Here is a 19244-nt window from a genome sequence, read left to right as displayed (position 1 = left end):
AACCAATATGAGGAAAAACATGTACCATTTAAAATTACCAAAAGACTTTATAAATCTTTTACATATATTAAATATAGACATTTATGCGGTCCCATGGGATAAAAAATTTACTAAAAATATTTATCGACATCCATCATTCCAAATACCTTTTGACTACGTCCAATATGAGGTTTTTAACTTTGGTAAGGCAAAAACAGTGGTACCTGAACAAAAGGCTAAACAAATTAGTCAAACCCTATTAAATGGCTCTAAATCATTGTCAGATTTATTAAGAGTTAACGAAGATAATTCATTATCTAAAGTAGCTTTATTTGATAAAGAAAATACCCTAGTACCTGACTCTACACTTCCGGCTCCTACAGGCGCATTATTATTTGTGTGTAAGACAACTCACATGATCTTATCTGGGTTAGTGTATATGGGATTGGATAATATAAAAGATTTCATTCATCAAGGTTTAATGTGTCAAAAAAAACTTAAAAAAGTTCATATTTATCTTCTGTATTCTTCTCATTCATTGTATAAAAAATATAGGGAAGTGTATGAAAAATATATGGAAACTCGACCACCCATAAGTCAACTAGAAAACAATGAAAAAGAGGAAAGAAAAATAGGAGGCTTTGCTAGTGGGTATGCAGGATTATTATTAGCTGTTTTACTTGAAAATTTTCATGCTAAGTTAGAAGCTACTAAAGAAGCTTTAAGAGGTTACGGGGGTATGTTTGGTGATCAAGAAAAATATATAGGTTTAAAAGTGAATGCACAGGATATGTATGATATAAGTTTTGAATGCGGTGATGGACTAAAGATTTTTTATAATTTTTATACCAAATTTCTCCAAAAGCAAAGTATTAGACATCTATACAAAAGTACACTAATTAGGTTAAACGCAAATATTAAGGCTAAAGAAGAACAAATTGATAAATATAAGAAGCATTATGAAAAGGTCAAAATAAAGAATACTCCAGAAATAGGTAAATTAGAAATTGAACTAAAACAGTATATTTCTGATATCAATAAATTAAATAATGATAACCTTGAATCAATATTTTCTGACAACAGATTATTTAACATGATCTCGAAAACCATCCATAGCGTGATAATATTTCAAAGACTCTTTTTTCTATCTGAGTTAAGTGTTAATAATCTTAAAGAAGTTTATCCTAATGGAAATAAAGATATACATAAAGAAATACGCAAAGCCAAGGCTGTAGAAATAAATAATTATAAAGGAAAGCCAATTCCTCCGAAAATTGAACTACCGAAAAATAATCTTAAAAGCGAGATTATTAAGCATATTGAGTATAATCAAGGTTATAAAGATCAAAAGTTAATTGATCAATTTATACAAGAATTAAATAAATTTTTCATTAAAAACGATGGGCCACAAAAAAGAAAAAGTAGAAAATTACAGCGTAATAACATTAAAGATAATGGTGAGATAAAACGCGATGGTAACTGTTTTTATAATGCTGTAGTTAAACAAGTTCATCGTTTAGGAAGAGTTAATGATATTGTTGGCTTTCCTGACTCTGGTGAGGATTTAAGGGCTATATTAGCTTCATATATTCAAAATGACATGGTGGTACAGCAGTATCTAAGGCCTTTTGTTCCTGCTAGTAATTTTAATAAAGTTTACTATGATATAGCAAATTCAGGCTTATGGAATAATGAAGCTGGCGATTTAGTTATGTTTTTATTAGTAAATTTATACCCCAATATTAGACTTAATATACACAGGAGAATGGTAGAACTAGGACAAACATCTATTGAGCAAATAACAGCTATAGCTCCGTCAAATAATTTAATCGATATTGATGTTGGTTATGATAATACAGTAGCTGGCCAAGAACACTATTTTTTAATAGCTGATAGACAAATGGCCAATAATAGAATACAAATTTCTTCAGGTATGAATAAAAACCAAGAACAACCCTACATTGAAGTAAATAATAATAATATTAGCATACCACTACAAATACAAAAGGCTACTAAACAGTTAGAAAAGTCAAAAATAACAGATAAAATTTTAGGTAAAAGACAAAATAAACCTCAGTCAGTAGATATTCTTATGGAAGAAACATTAAATGGTGGTAATGAAAATTCAACAGGGAATTTAGAAATACATACTAGAGAGAAAAAACATAAGTGTGGAGTCTGTAATAAACGTTTCACCCAATCATCAAACTTGAAAAAACATATGCGCATACATACAGGAGAGAAACCATTTAGGTGTAATTTTAAAGGCTGTAATAGTAGCTTTAACACCTCATCAAACTTAAAAGTACATAATGAGCGAACACATCAAGTAAATTATACAAAAAACAGACAATTAGGTCGTCCTTTGCAATACTCTAGTTATGAAGATTTTGTGACATATATAAGTACTGAGGTAAAAAAACTGTATGGTAATGCTGCTGAGGTTATTATTCCCGATAGTTCATGTAAATATAAAAATACGAGTGGGTTTATCAACTTCTGTAATAAAGCTAAGGATACTGCATCTCAGAAGTTACAAATTACTCCCTTCTTAAAAAACAAAAACTATGATCTTTATAATATAAGTGGTACTAAAGCCTATTTTTGGTGTGGTATTAATAATCATGCTTGTATAGGTCCTACAAAAATATTCAGAACCATCAAAGGATATGAGGAAGGTGGGGTATTTTATAACACATGGTGTAAGGAGGGAAACTGCAAATCCAATAAGGAACTAAATAATAAGAAATTGAAAGTACAGTATGAAAAAGATAAAAAATAAACCAATTAAATATGTGGATTAACAGCGTAGATTCATAAGTAAAAATGGCTTGAATAAACACATGCAAAGGGACTTTCCAAATAAATGTGTAAATTCTTAATTAACCTGCTAGATTATTTCTAGCGAAATATTAAGGATAGAAACAATGTCTAAGAATAAGAAGTCAGAAGATATTTACACAGCTATTGCAGATCAAATAATAGATTCAGGTGTTGATATTAATCAAATGTTTGAGAAAGATGGTTTGCTAAAGCAACTAACAAAACGATTATTAGAAAAAGCACTAGATGCAGAAATGAATAGTCATCTTGGTTATTCAAAACACCAAAGGACTAATTCATCAAATGCTAGGAATGGCTATAGTAACAAGACATTAGCTACAGACACAGGTAATTTGGAAATATCAGTTCCACGAGATAGAGATAGTGACTTTGAACCTCAAATAGTTCCCAAAAGAGTCACCAAGATAAACGGCTTAGACCAAAAAATTATATCTTTGTATGCTAAAGGTATGAGTACTACAGATATCCAACAACAGTTATTTGAGTTATATGATACAAAGATAAGTACAAGCTTTATAAGTGATGTTACAGAAGCTATTATTGATGATGTTAAAGCATGGCAAAATAGACCTTTAGAGTCAGTTTATCCAATAGTGTTTTTTGACTGTATAGTCGTTAAAGTTAGAGAAGACAAGCATATTATTAATAAAGCTGTGTATGTGGCTCTTGGCATATCGTTAACTGGTCATAAGGATGTATTAGGTCTTTGGATCAGTCAAAATGAAGGTGCTAAATATTGGCTTAGTGTTTTTACTGAATTAAAGAATAGAGGCTTACAGGATATATTTATAGCATGTACTGATAATTTAAAAGGCATGTCTGATGCTATACAAGCTATATACCCTGAGACAAAGCATCAGCTTTGTATCGTTCATCAAATTCGTAATAGTCTTAAGTATGTGCCATATAAAGACAAGAAAGAGGTAGCTAGAGAGTTAAAGAAAATATATGATGCTGATACCATTGCAATAGCTCAATCTGAGCTTGATAACTTTGCAAATAAATATGATACTAAATATCCTTTAATTTCAAAGTCATGGATAAATAATTGGGATAATTTAACTGTATTCTTGCAATATCCTCCAAAAATTCGTAAAGTTATTTACACTACTAATGCGATTGAATCGCTTAATAGCCAGTTTAGGAAAGTCATTAAGAATAAAAAGCTATTTCCTAAAGATGACTCTGTTTTCAAATCTTTGTACTTGGCTATAGATTATTTGACTAAAAAATGGTCTATGCCTGTTAAATATTGGAATGAGGCTATGCCTTATTTCGCTATCGAGTTTGAGCATAGAATTCAGAGATTCATGTAAGTGAATTTACACAGTTAAGTGGAAAGGCTCCATGCAAATGCGGCTATGCCTTATTTCATCATTCACCTTGAAAGTAGATTGCAGGCATAATCTATAAAACTATCTACACAGTTTAATGAAAAGGCTCGAAAAAAAGGTCAAATTAGTTATTTTCTAGAGTACCTAAAGCAACTTCCATCATATTAGTGAAAGAATCCTGCCTTTCTGCTGAAGTAGTAGATGCACCTGTTACTAAACAATCTGATACTGTCATAATCGCAGCTGCTTTTTTACCTAATACTTTTGCGTTTGCAAATAGAGCAGCAGTTTCCATCTCTACAACCCCGCAACCGAACTTTTTACTAATATCTTTATAGTCATTGAAATTTTTTCTATAAAAAATATCTGTACAATGCGCTTTTACTTTTTTTAATTCTATACCCAAGTTTTTAGCTGACTTAACAAGCTCTGCATTTAACTTCGTACTAGGCTTAATCATATTAGTTTTTTCACCTGTCACAAGCTCAATAAACATTGACTCACCATAACTTTCTTCAATAAGCACAACATCGTAGATTTTATAATCTTCCGTATATGAACCACAAGACCCTACTCGAATAATATTATCAACATCATAATACTTAAATAACTCGTATGAATATATACCCATACTAGGAACGCCCATACCAGAACCCATAACACTAACTTTTTGTCCTTTGTAAGTACCTGTGTAACCCAGCATATTTCTAACAGTATTTACTCTGATAACATCTTCTAGGTAATTTTCCGCAATATATTTCGCTCTTAAAGGATCACCCGGCATTATTACTGTTTTTGCGAACTTATCTTTGCTATCTGCTTCTATATGAGGAGTTGGTAACATATGTTTTTCCTTATTATTATTTATATAACCAGTTATTTTATATTATCACAATAAACAGTAAAATTCTGTTTTTACTACGGTTCTTTCAGGGCAATTGCATTAAAAAAGGTTGAAATTGTGAGATTATAGTATCTAGATTAGACCTCTTGCATAACCCATCTAGAGCTCGAAATTATAAATTCCAGCGATCAAATTAAACCTCAAACCAAATCTTTTTCTTCTATTTCTATAACGATCGGCAATAATTTTAAATCGCTTAACCATGCCGATCACATTCTCATTTAGAACACGTTGACTAGACAGTTCACGGTTTTTCTTTTTGGCTTCTTTGGTTAGTGGATTCTTCTTTGTTTTTTTCTTCGGCAATTCTGAATACTGATGCAACTTATGTATCCCTTGATAGCCCGTATCGGTGAGACTTTTAATCTCTGGATGGATATGAACACCAGATTCTTTAAATAATCTAGATAGTGTCGTCATGAGATATTAAGCCATATAGCAAAACTATTTAAATATACTTAACCGCTTTATTCAATTTCTTTGTTCATGGAACCTATATAATTCAAGCTTTATTCGAAACTTGTATTATGTTAACTATATAAAGATGATTTCTATACACTATTTGATCAACGTGTATTAACTAAAATGCCGTATATTGTTTATAATTAATTAACATGTATATTTTTCTATACCTATTATATTAAAAATTATTGATAAAACTACGGTATGAAATTTTAATAAAAGGACTTCCAATGAAACTATCATTAATTAATTTACAAAAAGTACTTGGTTATGAAATAAACCAGGATGGAATGTGCTATGGAATAGCTTTTATGGCTATACAAGCAATCCTCAGAAATGATTTTAAAACATACAGAGACCGTTTGAATCTAATTGATTCTTATTATTTTAAAATTAAACATATAAAACAAGTTGGCGATATCAATGAAGCTGAAGATCCTAAAAATGAAGGCTTTGTAATTAAAGAAATTAACACTTTTAAAATACGTCTAGGAAATGATGTTATTGAGTATAACTATAAAAATATCACTAACGAAGATAGGCAAGATATAGCTTTATATTGGTTAAAGCATGATATAGAAAAAGCTCAAGAAAAAAGAAGTAATAAAAACACCAGAAATAACCTATCTTATAATGATCATCAATTACTAAATATATTAAGCTGGTTTGACGGAGTCCAAATATACTTTGGGTTAGACAAAAAGTCCCTTAACAAGGATAATAAATATTGTTTCGGCACCCAAGACTACCAAAAATCTATAGATTTTTTCAAAGCTAATGATGGTAGTAATATATATCTTCACTCTAGTAATTTAACAATTTTTACAGAAGAAACGGCTCAAAAATTGTACAACAAAATAACTAATAGTGACATGCCTATAGCTTTTTTACTAATCGCTGAAAGTCATTGCATAGCAATAGGTGGCTGTCAAAAACAAGGGGGTTATTTAATTAATCATGATGAATGTTATAATATGACTACATCCTCTACTTCAGCTAAGCAAATATATGAAATCATTTATAAAAACCTTTATAATAACTCGCCTTTTAATATAAATGAGGAAGCTATTTATATTAAAGAATTCAAAAATGTTCAAGTTCAAGCTCAAACTCATAATCTATCTTATTTTAGCATAGATGAAAAATATGCAAAATCCAAACCACAACAAGTAAGTAAATTGTTACTTTTAGCTCTCCATGAGGGTCTTACTGAAGCTGTTACAGCATATATTCAAATAATACAAAATATACCCGAATTAAATAAACAAAAACTATTAACTGCAGAAATTAATGATGGCACTCCTGGATTATTTATGGCTTTGCAAAATGGTCGAAATGAAACTATTACCGCATATATTAAAGCAATAAAAGCTATATCCGGATTAAATATACAAGAACTGTTAACCGCAAAAAATAGTGATGGGACACCTGGTTTATTTATGGCTTTACAAGATGGTGAGGCTCAAGCAGTTAAAGCATATATTGATAGTATTAAAAATATACCTAAAATCAATAAAAACATACTTTTAGCTGCAAAAAATAGTGATGGGACACCTGGTTTATTTATGGCTTTACAAAATGGCCAAGCTGAAACTGTTAAAACATATATCCAAGCGATAAAAGATATACCTGAATTAGATATACAAGAACTATTAACTGCAAAAATTGATGGTATACCCGGTTTATTTATGGCTTTACAAAATGGTCAAGCTGAAACTGTCGCTGCATACATCCAAGCAATAAAAGATATACCTGGGTTAGATAAAAAACAACTAATAGCTGCTAAACGGTATGATAAAACCCCTGGTTTATTTATGGCTTTACAAAATGGTCAAGCTGAAACTGTCGCTGCTTATTTAAAAATTGAAGATTATAATAGTACTTACGCAAGTTTTATAATGTCTTCTATAGAGGGGAATAGAAAAAAATTAAAAAATATGCTACTAGATTGGGCAAAAACTTACAAACAGACCAGGAATAAAAAGAAAAGTGACTATGGTTTACTTATTAGCCTTCTTTCTTTTAAAAGAAGTACATTCTATCATTCATCAAGTATTACACAATCAATAAAAAAGTTTAATGCAATTCAATACTGGGAAGATTAATTACATTTAGGTTTAATAATTATTTTATATCCTCACTTTCATTTTCCTTTAATAGAGGTTCAACCTTTGTAGACTCTGCAGGATTAGATTCTAAAATAGCTGCTTCGCTTTGTATATTCCTTGGCTTATAACTATCACCGTACTCTCCAGGCTCACGGACATCTCTTCTAGCCATTAGATCATCAACTTGCATTGCATCTATAGTTTCATACTTCATCAAAGCTTCTGCCATAGCATGTAAAATATCTATATTTTCTTGTAACAGTTTTTTAGCTTTAGCATAACTTGAATCTATAAGTTTACGTACTTCAGTATCTACCTCACGTATCGTAACATCAGAAATTTTAGAAATTCTACCACCAGAGCCTCCAAATGGGCCATCATCTTCTACCTCATAGAGTATAGTACCCATAGAATCAGATAAGCCCCAACGAGCAACGTAATTACGTGCTATATCCGTTGCTACTTGAATATCATTAGATGCTCCTGTAGTAACGTGCTCATAACCAAATATTAGCTCCTCTGCCAATCTACCACCAAAAATACTACATAAGCGCCCTTGGAGCACTAATCTACTTTGGCTAACCTTATCACCATCTGGAATATACATAGTTACACCAAGAGCACGGCCTCGTGGTATAATACTAACCTTATAGACAGGATCATGCTCAGGCATAAGTCTACCAATGATAGCATGTCCAGCTTCATGATAAGCTGTAAGTTTCTTTTCTTTTTCAGTCATTGCCATTGACCTTCTTTCAGCTCCCATAAGGATCTTATCTTTAGCTTTTTCAAAATCAGCCATTGTGACTTTTTCTTTAGACTCTTTTGCAGCAAATAATGCAGCTTCGTTGACTAAATTTGCTAACTCTGCTCCAGAAAAACCTGGAGTACCGCGAGCAATCCAGTCAGCTCGTACATCATCACCCATATTTATTTTTTTCATATGTACTTTTAATATAGCTTCACGACCTTTGACTGTTGGTAAACCTACAGTAACTTGTCTGTCAAACCTACCTGGTCTTAGTAATGCTTTATCAAGCACATCTGGTCTATTAGTTGCTGCTATTATGATAACGCCCTCATTATCAGCAAAGCCATCCATCTCAACTAATAATTGGTTCAGAGTTTGTTCTCTTTCATCGTTACCACCACCCATACCAGCACCACGATGGCGACCTACAGCATCTATTTCGTCAATAAATACTAAACAAGGTGCTTTTTTCTTAGCTTGCTCAAACATATCACGCACACGTGAAGCACCAACGCCTACAAACATTTCAACAAAATCAGAACCCGAGATAGAAAAAAACGGCACTTTAGCTTCACCAGCGATAGCTCTAGCTAACAAGGTTTTACCTGTACCTGGAGGTCCAACCATTAAAACGCCCTTTGGTATTTTACCACCAATTTTTTCATACTTTTTAGGTTCTCTTAAAAAATCAACTATTTCTGCCACATCTTCTTTAGCTTCGTCCACCCCAGCAACGTCATCTAAAGTAACTTTTATCTGATCTTCACCTAAAAGTTTAGCCCTACTTCTACCATAAGAAAAAGGACCTCCTTTACCACCGCCACCAGCTTTAGTCATCATATAAATAAAAAAACCAAAGATTAAAAGCATTGGTAACCAATTAAGCAAAAATGCTAAAAGTAAATTAGGTTTCTCTGGTGCTTTTGCCTTAACTACAGCTTTACTAGTTTCTAGCTTACCGACTAGACTACTATCTAACAAAGGTGCGTATGTGACAAAGCTTTCGCCAGAACTAGTTTTCCCTGAAATTGTTCTGCCATCGACATCTACTGAACTTATCTGATTATCTTTTAGCTTAGATACAAAAGTTGAATAATCAATATTTCGAGAAGAATTATTCGTATCATTAATACCATTAAACAACAATAACATTCCACCAATTATTAATACCCAAAAAATAATATTTTTTAGCATATTACTTTTATTGTCATTATTTTGTGCCATATTTTTATTTAAGCCCTTAATTCCTTTTTTAAATTTTAAAAATAAAATCCTAATATACTATAGTAAAAATTTTTACTATTGGCTAGTTGTTTTAACTAAAAAGCCCAACCACAGCTAAATATGTAACTCCCATACCTACATTCTAGTCTATTCAATTACTAATCTAAAGCTGAAATATTAGTTTACTAAACAAAACTTCTAATAATTTTTATAGTAGCTCTTTTAAATATTTACCTGTATAAGATTCTTTACACCCAATTATTTCTTCAGGTGTACCTTCAAATATTATTTGTCCACCCTTGTTACCACCTTCTGGACCTAAATCTATTATCCAATCAGCTGTTTTTATCACATCTAGGTTATGCTCAATAACAACTATAGTATTTCCTTTATCACGTAAATCCATGATAACCTTTAGTAACTGATGAATATCATAAAAATGTAACCCTGTTGTTGGCTCATCTAATATGTATAAAGTCTTACCAGTAGATCTTTTAGATAGCTCTTTAGCTAGTTTTACACGCTGAGCCTCTCCACCTGATAATGTTGTAGCACTTTGTCCTAGCTTAATATAAGACAGTCCCACACTCATCAAAGCTTCTAGCTTAGTTTTAATAGTGGGGACAGCTTCATAAAATTCAAGCGCTTCTTCGACAGTCATTTCTAAAACTTCGTAAATGTTTTTTCCTTTATATTGGACCGCTAATGTTTCTCGGTTATAGCGCTTACCTTCACAAACATCGCAAGCAACGTATACATCTGCCAAAAAGTGCATTTCTACTTTTATTACACCATCACCTTGGCAGGCTTCACACCTTCCACCACGAACATTAAAACTAAATCTACCAGCAGTATAACCTCTTGATCTAGCCTCTGAGGTTGCTGCAAATAACTCACGGATTGGTGTAAATACTCCGGTGTAAGTGGCTGGGTTTGAGCGTGGAGTCCTACCAATTGGTGACTGATCAATATCAATAACTTTATCTAAATGATTAAAACCCTTATGAGATTTATATTGCATAGGAACTAATGTACTTCTATTTAACAATCGTGATGCTAATGGATAAAGTGTTCTATTTATAAGAGTGGATTTACCTGATCCTGAAACTCCTGTAACGCAAGTAAGCACCCCCATGGGAATTTTTAAATCATCACCTTGAAGATTATTACCAGTAGCTCCCGTTATTTCTAAGAATCTGTTTTTATCAGTTTTAACTCTAATTTCTGGTACTGCTATTTTTTTACGACCACTTAGGTAATCAGCAGTCAGTGAGTTTTGGCTCTTTATGATAGTGCTATAATCACCTGTAGCAACAACTTGACCTCCATGAACCCCAGCCATAGGACCCATATCGATTATATAATCTGCCTGGCGTATAGCGTCTTCATCATGCTCTACAACTATAACAGTATTGCCTATATTTTTAAGATTATGTAAAGCATCAAGCAAACGTTGATTATCTCGTTGATGAAGCCCTATAGAGGGCTCATCTAAAATATACATTACTCCAACTAAACCAGCACCTATTTGACTAGCCAAACGAATACGCTGAGCCTCACCACCTGATAAAGTATCTGCCTGTCTTGCTAAACTAAGATATTCTAAACCAACATCTGCTAAAAATTGTACTCTTAATTTTATTTCTTTAAGTAAACTCTCAGCTATCACCTGCTGTTGTCCAGCAAACTGTAAGTTACCTAACCAAACTAACAGATCTTGAGTAGATAACTGGCAAACATCTGCTATATTTTTGTCAGCTATAAAAATGTTACGTGCGTACTCATTGATTCTAGCACCGCCGCATGATTTACAAGTTAAATTACTCATCAACTCATATAGGTCTTTTTTGACCATATCAGAATCTGACTCATAATACCTACGTTCAAAATGAGGAATTACCCCCTCGAAAGCTTTTTGACGTACTTGCTTACCTCCACGAATAGAGTCTATCGTCATTTTTATTATCTCTTCATCTGAGCCATATAAAATTATATTCTGTATTTCTTTAGGCAATTCTGCAAAAGGCTTGTCTAATGAAAATTTATAATGCTGAGCTAATGATTCTAGCTGCGAAAAATAGTATTGATTATTTTTATTCCACTTAGAGATAGCTCCAACTCTCAGAGACAAAGTTTCATCAACAATAATTTTTTTCTCATCAAAAAACTCCTTAACACCTAACCCATCACAGCTGCTACAAGCTCCTAACGGGCTATTAAAAGAAAATATTCTTGGGGAAAGCTCTTTTAATGCGAAACTACATAAAGGACAAGCATGCTTTGATGAAAATAGTATATCTTTAGCACTTTCATCATTCATATTAGCCAACTTGACTATGCCATTTCCTAAATCTAAGGCTGTTTCAAGTGATTCGGCAATGCGTTGCTGATTATCTTGTTTTGGCTTAAATCTGTCTACTACAACATCTATGTTATGTTTTTTGTATCGGTCTAATTCTGGGTAGTCTTCATCAAGATTGTAAAACTCGCCATTTATTCTAACCCTAATATAACCTTGTGCTTGTATTTTATCTAAAAGTGTATGATGAGTTCCTTTTTTCTCAGAAATAATTGGTGCTAATATCATTAACCTATCATTATCATCAAATTCTAAAACCCTATCAACCATTTGACTTACAGTTTGAGCTTTAAGCTCAATATCATGAGTAGGACATTTCGGTTGGCCCACTCTAGCAAAAAAAACTCTCAAATAATCATAGATTTCTGTAACAGTTCCTACCGTAGAGCGTGGATTATGTGAAGTTGTTTTCTGGTCTATGGAAATAGCTGGTGACAAACCCTCTATGTGTTCAACTTCTGGCTTGTCCATCATAGATAAAAACTGCCTTGCGTAAGAGGATAAAGATTCGACGTATCTTCTTTGTCCTTCAGCATATAAAGTATCAAATGCAAGGGAGGATTTACCAGAACCACTTAAGCCAGTTATAACTGTTAGCTTATCTCTAGGTATTTCAACGTCGATATTTTTTAGATTATGGGTTTTTGCGCCCTTAATTATAATTTTTTTCATATAGAATCTGTTTTAAGAATAAAACTAAAAAGTAAAGTTATTGATACAAGACTTCGACAATTTCGTAAGTAACTCTTCCTTTCGGTGTTTCTAAAACAACCTCATCCCCTTCTTCTTTTTTGATAAGTGCGCGTGCTAATGGCGCTTGTATTGATATTTTTTGATTATCTATATCAGCTTCATCTTCACCAACTATTTTATATGTAAACTCTTCTTCAGTATCTATGTTCACAAGAGTAACTGTACAACCAAATACTACCATACCATTTGCTAGTAATTTTGTAACATCTATAACTTGTGCATTTGCCAGCTTTGCCTCAATATCTTTTATCCTACCCTCAATCATACCTTGTCTCTCTCTAGCTGCATGATACTCTGCGTTTTCTTTTAGATCACCATGCTCACGTGCTTCAGCTATAGCTGCTATAATCTCTGGTCTTTCAACTTTTTTAAGTTGATTAAGCTCTGCTCTAAGTGCTGCTTCACCGGTTGGTGTCATTGGTATTCTATCACTAGCCATTATTTATTCTCCTTAATACAAAATCAAACTCTAATTACATTCATATAATTCATTACTATTTTTTTTAGTCGGACTATCAGTATATACTACCCTACCTACTAGGTTTAAAATCAACGCTGCCCTATACGTGTTAGTTTTATCACAATATACTATATTTCCATTGCCTGTAGCCATAAAACCATTAGGACTAATTTTTAAATAAGAGGGATTACCTGATAAATTGATATAGAGAGATTCATTATTACCTTTAGGTAGATTTGCTATTATCTTATCCTCATTAGCTACGTATGTAGCTGTACCATCAGAGCTTTGAAATGCAACTATAGGGTTGTCCCCCCAACTATCAGTATTAGCACAGTTAAAGGTTGTTTCATCTAACTTTCCTGTAGCATCAAAACTATCAGCGTTAGCTGCACATATAACCACAGTTTTACCATCAACTCTAGCTTTTATAACAGCAAATTCAATCATCTTCTGTAGATTTGTAAGCCTTGTTTCTGCAAAAGTTTTGTAATAAAAAGTAAAGGAACTAATAGCAGCCATCATAAGTATAGTCATAATAGCTATTACGACCATAACCTCTACTAATGAAAAACCTCTTTTTTTTATATATTGCTTAGGCATCTTAAAATTTGCTTTTTTGTATTAGATTTTTAGTTGATTCGTCAAGTTGAGAATACTCTGTAGAATTAAAATTTCTCATAGCTTTTAAGATATTTTTTCCAAGTTTTTTTCCAAGTTCAACACCCCATTGGTCATAACTATTAATGTCCCACAAAACACCTTGAACAAATATCTTATGCTCATATAAAGCTACCAAAGCACCAAGGTTATATGGACTTAACTCTTCTAGAAGTATTGTAGTACTTGGTCTATTGCCAGGTATTGCCTGATGATAGGCCAAATTCTTTGACTCATACTCACCAAAACCATTTTCTAAAAGCTCATTATAAACCATATCATAAGATTGTCCAAACATTAGTGCTTGAGACTGGGCAAAACAGTTTGCCAATAAAGACTCCTGGTGATTAAAGTAATTATGATAGCTTTTAGCAACTGCTATAAAATCAACTGGAATAAAAATATTACCTTGATGTAAAAGTTGGTGAAAAGCATGTTGACCATTTGTGCCAACTCCACCCCAAAGTATAGATCCCGTTTGATAATTAACTGTGTTACCAGTTAAATCAACAGACTTACCATTACTTTCCATATCTGCTTGCTGAAGGTAATCAACAAAAAAACCAAGTCTATCATCATAAGGCAATAAGGCTTGAGATTGACTACTATATACACATGAATAGTAGCTAGCAAGTAGCGCCATAATAACAGGAATATTTTTATCAAAATCTGTTTCTTTAAAATGTTTATCTATAGAGTAAGCTCCTGCTAAAAGCTTTTCAAAATTATCATAACCTACTGCAAATGCTATAGGTAAACCAATAGATGACCACAATGAATAGCGACCACCTACCCAATCCCACATTTTATAGCAATGCTCTAAATCAATACCAAACTCTTTAACCTTATCAAGCTGACTTGAAATAGCCACAAAATGATTAGCTACAGCCTGTGTTTTTTTATAATGATTTAAAAGCCACTCTCTAGCTGAAATAGAATTTAATAAAGTCTCTTCTGTTGAAAAAGATTTTGAAGCTATGATAAATAAAGTTGTTTCGGGACTAACGCAGCTCAAAGCTTGTAATAACGAATCAGCATCAACATTAGAAACAAAATGTACCTTTAATCCAGTACAATGATATGGAGTAAGTGCACGAACGACCATCTTTGGACCAAGATCTGAACCACCAATACCTATATTAACAACGTCTGTTATTTTTTTACCAGAGTAACCTTTCCATTCACCAGAAACAACTTTTTCTACAAGCAATTTAACACGTTGTTTTTCTTGCGAAATTTCTAGACGTACGTCTTGGTCATCAACTATTAGCTGGTTATTTGATAAATCACGTAAAGCAGTATGTAACACAGCTCTATTTTCTGTAATATTTATTTTTTCGCCAGCAAACATTTGATGGATCTTTTGCTTAAGATTTGAGTCATTCGCCAACTTTACTAGTTTATCAAAGATAATTTTATTTATGAGGTTTTTAGAATAATCAAAATATATCCCTTCATAAGCTAGAGAAAATTTTTCCACTCTTTTAGAGTCTTTCTCAAATTCTGATTTTAAATTAATATTCTCACTAGTATTTTTTTTTAAACTATCACAAAACATCTATTTTTCCCTTATATTCCCCATGTGATATAAACAATAAAATATCTCCTGTAGAGTAAGATATCTTTACAATATCTTCCACAGCGTAATTTCTTGTACCCATCATTGCGCCTAATGATAAACTTTCGCCATTAAGAGGATATTTTAAACCATTATAATATATATTAACTGCCGAGCCAAAAGGCATAACTGAAAACATCCTGCCCAAAACTCCACTGATAGTAAATTCTTTTGATATAAAAAAGTAACGCGAGTAAATATCAATAAATTCAATCTCTATTTTTTTCTTATAACTTTTAGCTGTAGAAATGTTACCTAAAAAATGATCCATTTCTCCCTCTGAAGCACCAAAAACGTAAACTTTGGTGAAATGATTCTCTAATAAAAAATCTAGACATTTCTCAAAATCTGTAGAATACTGGTCGTCCTTGATTAAAAACAAATCATTATCTATTACATTGTATGAGTCAAAATCTCCTATAACTTTTTCTATTTTTTTATTTATACTATAAGAACCTTTAACTTTAAGATACGCTCCATCAGCACAAAATATAGGCAAGTTAAGTTGATTATCAGCAATATACTTCTGACAAAAAGATAAATCAATTTTACCATCTAAAAATAAAATAGCATTTGACATTAGGAATTTCTCCTATTTATTCAGGGGTGCCGTAATTATAACTTTTTTTGCTAGATCAATATAGAATTAAGACTGGTAATTAGGGGGTTCTTTTGTAATAGTTATATTATGCACATGAGATTCATTAAATCCAGCCCCTGTTATTTGCACAAACTTTGGCTCTGTACGCATTGTAATTATATCTTTTGAACCGGTATATCCCATACTTGATCTTAAACCACCTATCAACTGATGAATAACAGCTGAAAGTAAACCTTTGTATGGTACACGCCCTTCAACCCCTTCTGGAACAAATTTTTTAGCTTCTGTGTTTCCTTGAAAATATCTATCAGATGAACCTTTTTCCATAGCTCCAAGAGAACCCATACCACGATAAGATTTATAAGAGCGACCTTGAAACAACTCAACCTCTCCAGGAGACTCTTCTGTTCCTGCAAATAAGCCTCCTATCATGACTACTGAGGCGCCTGCAACTATTGCCTTAGCAATATCTCCTGAATACCTAATACCTCCATCTGCTATCACAGGAACACCTGTATCTTTCAACGCCTCTGCCACGTTTGCAATAGCTGTTATTTGCGGGACACCAACACCTGCTACAATCCTAGTAGTGCAAATTGAACCAGGACCAATACCTACTTTTACAGCATCAGCTCCTGCTTTAATTAAATCTTTAGCAGCTTCTGCTGTAGCAATATTACCACCTATTACTTGGATGTGTGGGTATGTGTCTTTAATCCACTTAACCATGTCAAGTACACCTTGAGAATGCCCATGAGCAGTATCTACCACTATAATATCAACGTCTTCTTTAGCTAAAGCTGCTACTCTTTGTTTAGTATCAGCTGCTGTACCAACTGCAGCGCCAACTCTAAGACGTCCTAAAGAGTCTTTACATGCATTTGGTTTATTTTGTGATCTTTCAATATCCTTAGTCGTTATTAAACCTACTAATACACCATCATCATTAACTACGAGTAGTTTTTCTATTTTGTGCTCATGGAGTTTTTTCTTGATTGATCCTTGTGATGAGTTTTCAGGCACTGTTACTAACTTTTCTTTAGGTGTCATTATTGAACTAACTGGTTCATCAAGGTCCTTAGCGAATCTAAAATCACGCTTAGTGACTATACCGACCGTCTGGTTATTCTCATCAACTACAGGAAACCCAGAAAAGTTGTATTCTTTTGCTAGCTGCATGATTTGCTTAATTGAGTCTTGTGATTTTATCGTGATAGGGTCAATCACCATACCATTTTCAAACCTTTTTACCTTTTTAACTTCTTGGGCTTGTGCCTCTATAGACATATTTTTATGTACTATACCAATACCACCTTCTTGAGCTATCGCTATAGCTAATCGAGATTCTGTAACTGTATCCATAGCAGCTGATACAAGTGGTATATTTAACTGAATATCTCTAGTTATGTTTGTTCTTAAATCTACTTGGTGAGGAAGTACATTTGAGTATCTAGGTGAAAGCAATACATCATCAAAAGTAATTGCTTGTTGAGTAATTCTTAACATTAATGATCTCCGTAATTAAAATCTAAAGGTTTTGAATTTAATTACATCAAAATTGTATCACAGAATAAAAAATTTGCTATAGATGTTAAAAATTTAATTTAAAAGGACAAGAAGTTATTTTGCTTGAGATAATAAATAATGAGTCAAAAGTGGTACAGGACGTCCACTTGCTTTACAATTTGTAAAATCTCCCATTGCTGAGCCTGCTATATCCAGATGCGCCCATTCATAATCTTCTGTAAACTTAGACAAAAATAAAGCCGCTACAATAGACCCTGCTGATCTATCTCTATTACAGTTATCTATATCTGCTACCTTACTTTTAATTTTATCTAGATAAGGCTTATGTAAAGGCAACCTCCATACCAAATCATTAGAAGCTTGCGCTGCTTGCTGTAAACTATTTGCCAGCTTATCACTATTAGAAAATAAACCAGAAAAAGCATCGCCTAAAGATATAACCATAGCTCCCGTTAAAGTCGCCATATCTATAACTGCTTTTGGCTTGTATTTACCAATGTAAGTTAATGTATCACATAAGACAAGTCTACCTTCTGCATCTGTGTTACTAACCTCTACTGTTATACCTTTCATACTTTTAAGTACATCACCTGGACGATAAGATCTAGAATCTACCGCATTCTCTGCTAAAGCCATCACACCTACCACATTGATAGGAAGATTAAGCATTGCTAGAGTTTTCATAGTCCCCATGACGACAGCAGCGCCACCCATATCCATTTTCATAGTATCCATACCAGCAGCAGGCTTTATACATACCCCACCATTATCAAACACTAAACCCTTACCTACTAACACTATAGGAGCTTGATCCGCAGCGCCACCATTGTATTTCATAGATACAGTATAATTTGGCATATCTGAACCTCTACCAACAGCTAAAGCACAACCCATGCCCAGCTCTGCCATTGCATCTTGACCCAAATACTCCAAATCAAATTTGTCATATTTAGAGGTAAGCTCCCTAGCTTCATTAAGCATATAATCAGTATTACAAATATTAGCTGGTAAGTTCTGTAAATCCTTAGCATAATTTTGCCCACATGCTATAGCAGAACCTATTTGAGCAGCTTGCTTAAGGTCTTGATTACCTGAATAAACTAACTCTATATGGTTTAAACTATAATTTTCTTTTGTTGTTTTTAGCTCATCAAAAACATAACTTTCTGATACTAAAGCCCTAATGGTTTCAGACGCAAACTGCCTTATATCAAAGCTTTCAAATACATAATTTATATTGATTGCAACTTCTTCTATACTTAGTTTCTTCAAAAAATCACATGCTTTAGTAATAGCTTTATCATACTCTGAACTTAAAAAATCTTGTCTTAAACCAATTCCTAAAAGTATTACTGTTTTTTCACCATGTAATAAGGGAAGAGCTTCCCCAAACTTAGCCTTAAAAACTCTTTTTTCCAGTATTTTTTTTGAATTTGGACACTTAGTTTGAGCCACCAATTTTTGTAAATTTTCTTGAGCAACAATTATCACTTCTGAACTTAAGCTAACATTATCAGTTATAGTCAATTTCATATATTCTTATCTTTACTTTACTAGTTATTCGAATATAATACCAAAAAATGCTTATTAACGCATCCAATTTAAGAATGAAGCTTATTATTAGTTGCTGACTTTTATTGATAAAAATTATAGAATTATA

12 protein-coding genes and 1 pseudogene are annotated in these 19244 nt (G+C 32.7%); 3 read left to right on the top strand and 10 right to left on the bottom strand.

Translation table 11 applies throughout. From position 1 onward, the window contains the following. The first annotated feature begins 19 nt into the window (after positions 1-19). Complete coding sequence (locus E3E15_RS02485; RefSeq protein WP_172106460.1) at positions 20-2761, top strand: C2H2-type zinc finger protein; 2742 nt, start codon at positions 20-22, stop codon at positions 2759-2761. Positions 2762-2906: 145 nt separating this feature from the next. Then, positions 2907-4139 (top strand): IS256 family transposase, encoded by a 1233-nt coding sequence (locus tag E3E15_RS02480; RefSeq protein ID WP_172106156.1) that lies wholly within the window; start codon positions 2907-2909, stop codon positions 4137-4139. 142 nt (positions 4140-4281) lie between these two features. Here E3E15_RS02480 and deoD read toward each other — a convergent pair whose 3' ends face one another. Together deoD and E3E15_RS02470 are read right to left on the bottom strand one after the other, a co-directional pair. Beyond that, positions 4282-5001 carry a purine-nucleoside phosphorylase gene (gene deoD, locus E3E15_RS02475; RefSeq protein ID WP_172106459.1) on the bottom strand — a complete coding sequence of 240 codons (720 nt, stop codon included), beginning with the start codon at positions 4999-5001 and terminating at the stop codon, positions 4282-4284. Positions 5002-5160: 159 nt separating this feature from the next. Continuing rightward, positions 5161-5466: pseudogene (locus E3E15_RS02470) on the bottom strand (transposase family protein); the annotation flags it as partial. A gap of 287 nt (positions 5467-5753) precedes the next feature. Between E3E15_RS02470 and E3E15_RS02465 the strand changes: the two are divergent. Next, a complete protein-coding gene (locus E3E15_RS02465; protein ID WP_172106458.1) occupies positions 5754-7628 on the top strand; it encodes an ankyrin repeat domain-containing protein in 1875 nt (624 codons plus the stop codon). Between the two features lie 19 nt (positions 7629-7647). On the opposite strand, the gene ftsH is transcribed toward E3E15_RS02465, so the two are convergent. The 8 genes from ftsH to E3E15_RS02425 all read right to left on the bottom strand — a co-directional run bounded on the left by ftsH (position 7648) and on the right by E3E15_RS02425 (position 19117). After that, positions 7648-9606, bottom strand: a complete 1959-nt coding sequence (gene ftsH, locus E3E15_RS02460; protein WP_172106457.1) for an ATP-dependent zinc metalloprotease FtsH — start codon at positions 9604-9606, stop codon at positions 7648-7650. Positions 9607-9814: 208 nt separating this feature from the next. Then, positions 9815-12637: an excinuclease ABC subunit UvrA gene (gene uvrA, locus E3E15_RS02455; RefSeq protein WP_172106456.1), complete on the bottom strand. Its 2823-nt coding sequence runs from the start codon at positions 12635-12637 to the stop codon at positions 9815-9817. 37 nt (positions 12638-12674) lie between these two features. Continuing rightward, complete coding sequence (gene greA / locus E3E15_RS02450) at positions 12675-13157, bottom strand: transcription elongation factor GreA (protein WP_035721707.1); 483 nt, start codon at positions 13155-13157, stop codon at positions 12675-12677. Positions 13158-13187: 30 nt separating this feature from the next. After that, a complete protein-coding gene (locus tag E3E15_RS02445; protein ID WP_035721704.1) occupies positions 13188-13781 on the bottom strand; it encodes a pilus assembly FimT family protein in 594 nt (197 codons plus the stop codon). Position 13782: 1 nt separating this feature from the next. Further along, positions 13783-15396: a glucose-6-phosphate isomerase gene (gene pgi / locus E3E15_RS02440; RefSeq protein ID WP_172106455.1), complete on the bottom strand. Its 1614-nt coding sequence runs from the start codon at positions 15394-15396 to the stop codon at positions 13783-13785. Next, on the bottom strand, positions 15386-16036 hold the full coding sequence (locus E3E15_RS02435; RefSeq protein WP_172106454.1) for a thiamine diphosphokinase: 651 nt from the start codon (positions 16034-16036) through the stop codon (positions 15386-15388). The genes pgi and E3E15_RS02435 overlap by 11 nt, the downstream gene beginning before the upstream one ends. A 66-nt stretch (positions 16037-16102) precedes the next feature. Beyond that, the gene (gene guaB, locus E3E15_RS02430; RefSeq protein ID WP_172106453.1) at positions 16103-17563 is read right to left on the bottom strand and encodes an IMP dehydrogenase; all 1461 of its coding nucleotides are present in this window, start codon (positions 17561-17563) and stop codon (positions 16103-16105) included. Positions 17564-17677: 114 nt separating this feature from the next. After that, positions 17678-19117, bottom strand: coding sequence for a leucyl aminopeptidase (locus E3E15_RS02425; protein ID WP_035721692.1), 1440 nt, complete (start codon positions 19115-19117; stop codon positions 17678-17680). Between the last annotated feature and the right edge of the window lie 127 nt (positions 19118-19244).

The organism is Allofrancisella frigidaquae (assembly GCF_012222825.1).
Taxonomy (GTDB): Bacteria; Pseudomonadota; Gammaproteobacteria; order Francisellales; family Francisellaceae; genus Francisella; species Francisella frigidaquae.
This window is presented reverse-complemented; position numbering and strand designations above follow the sequence as displayed.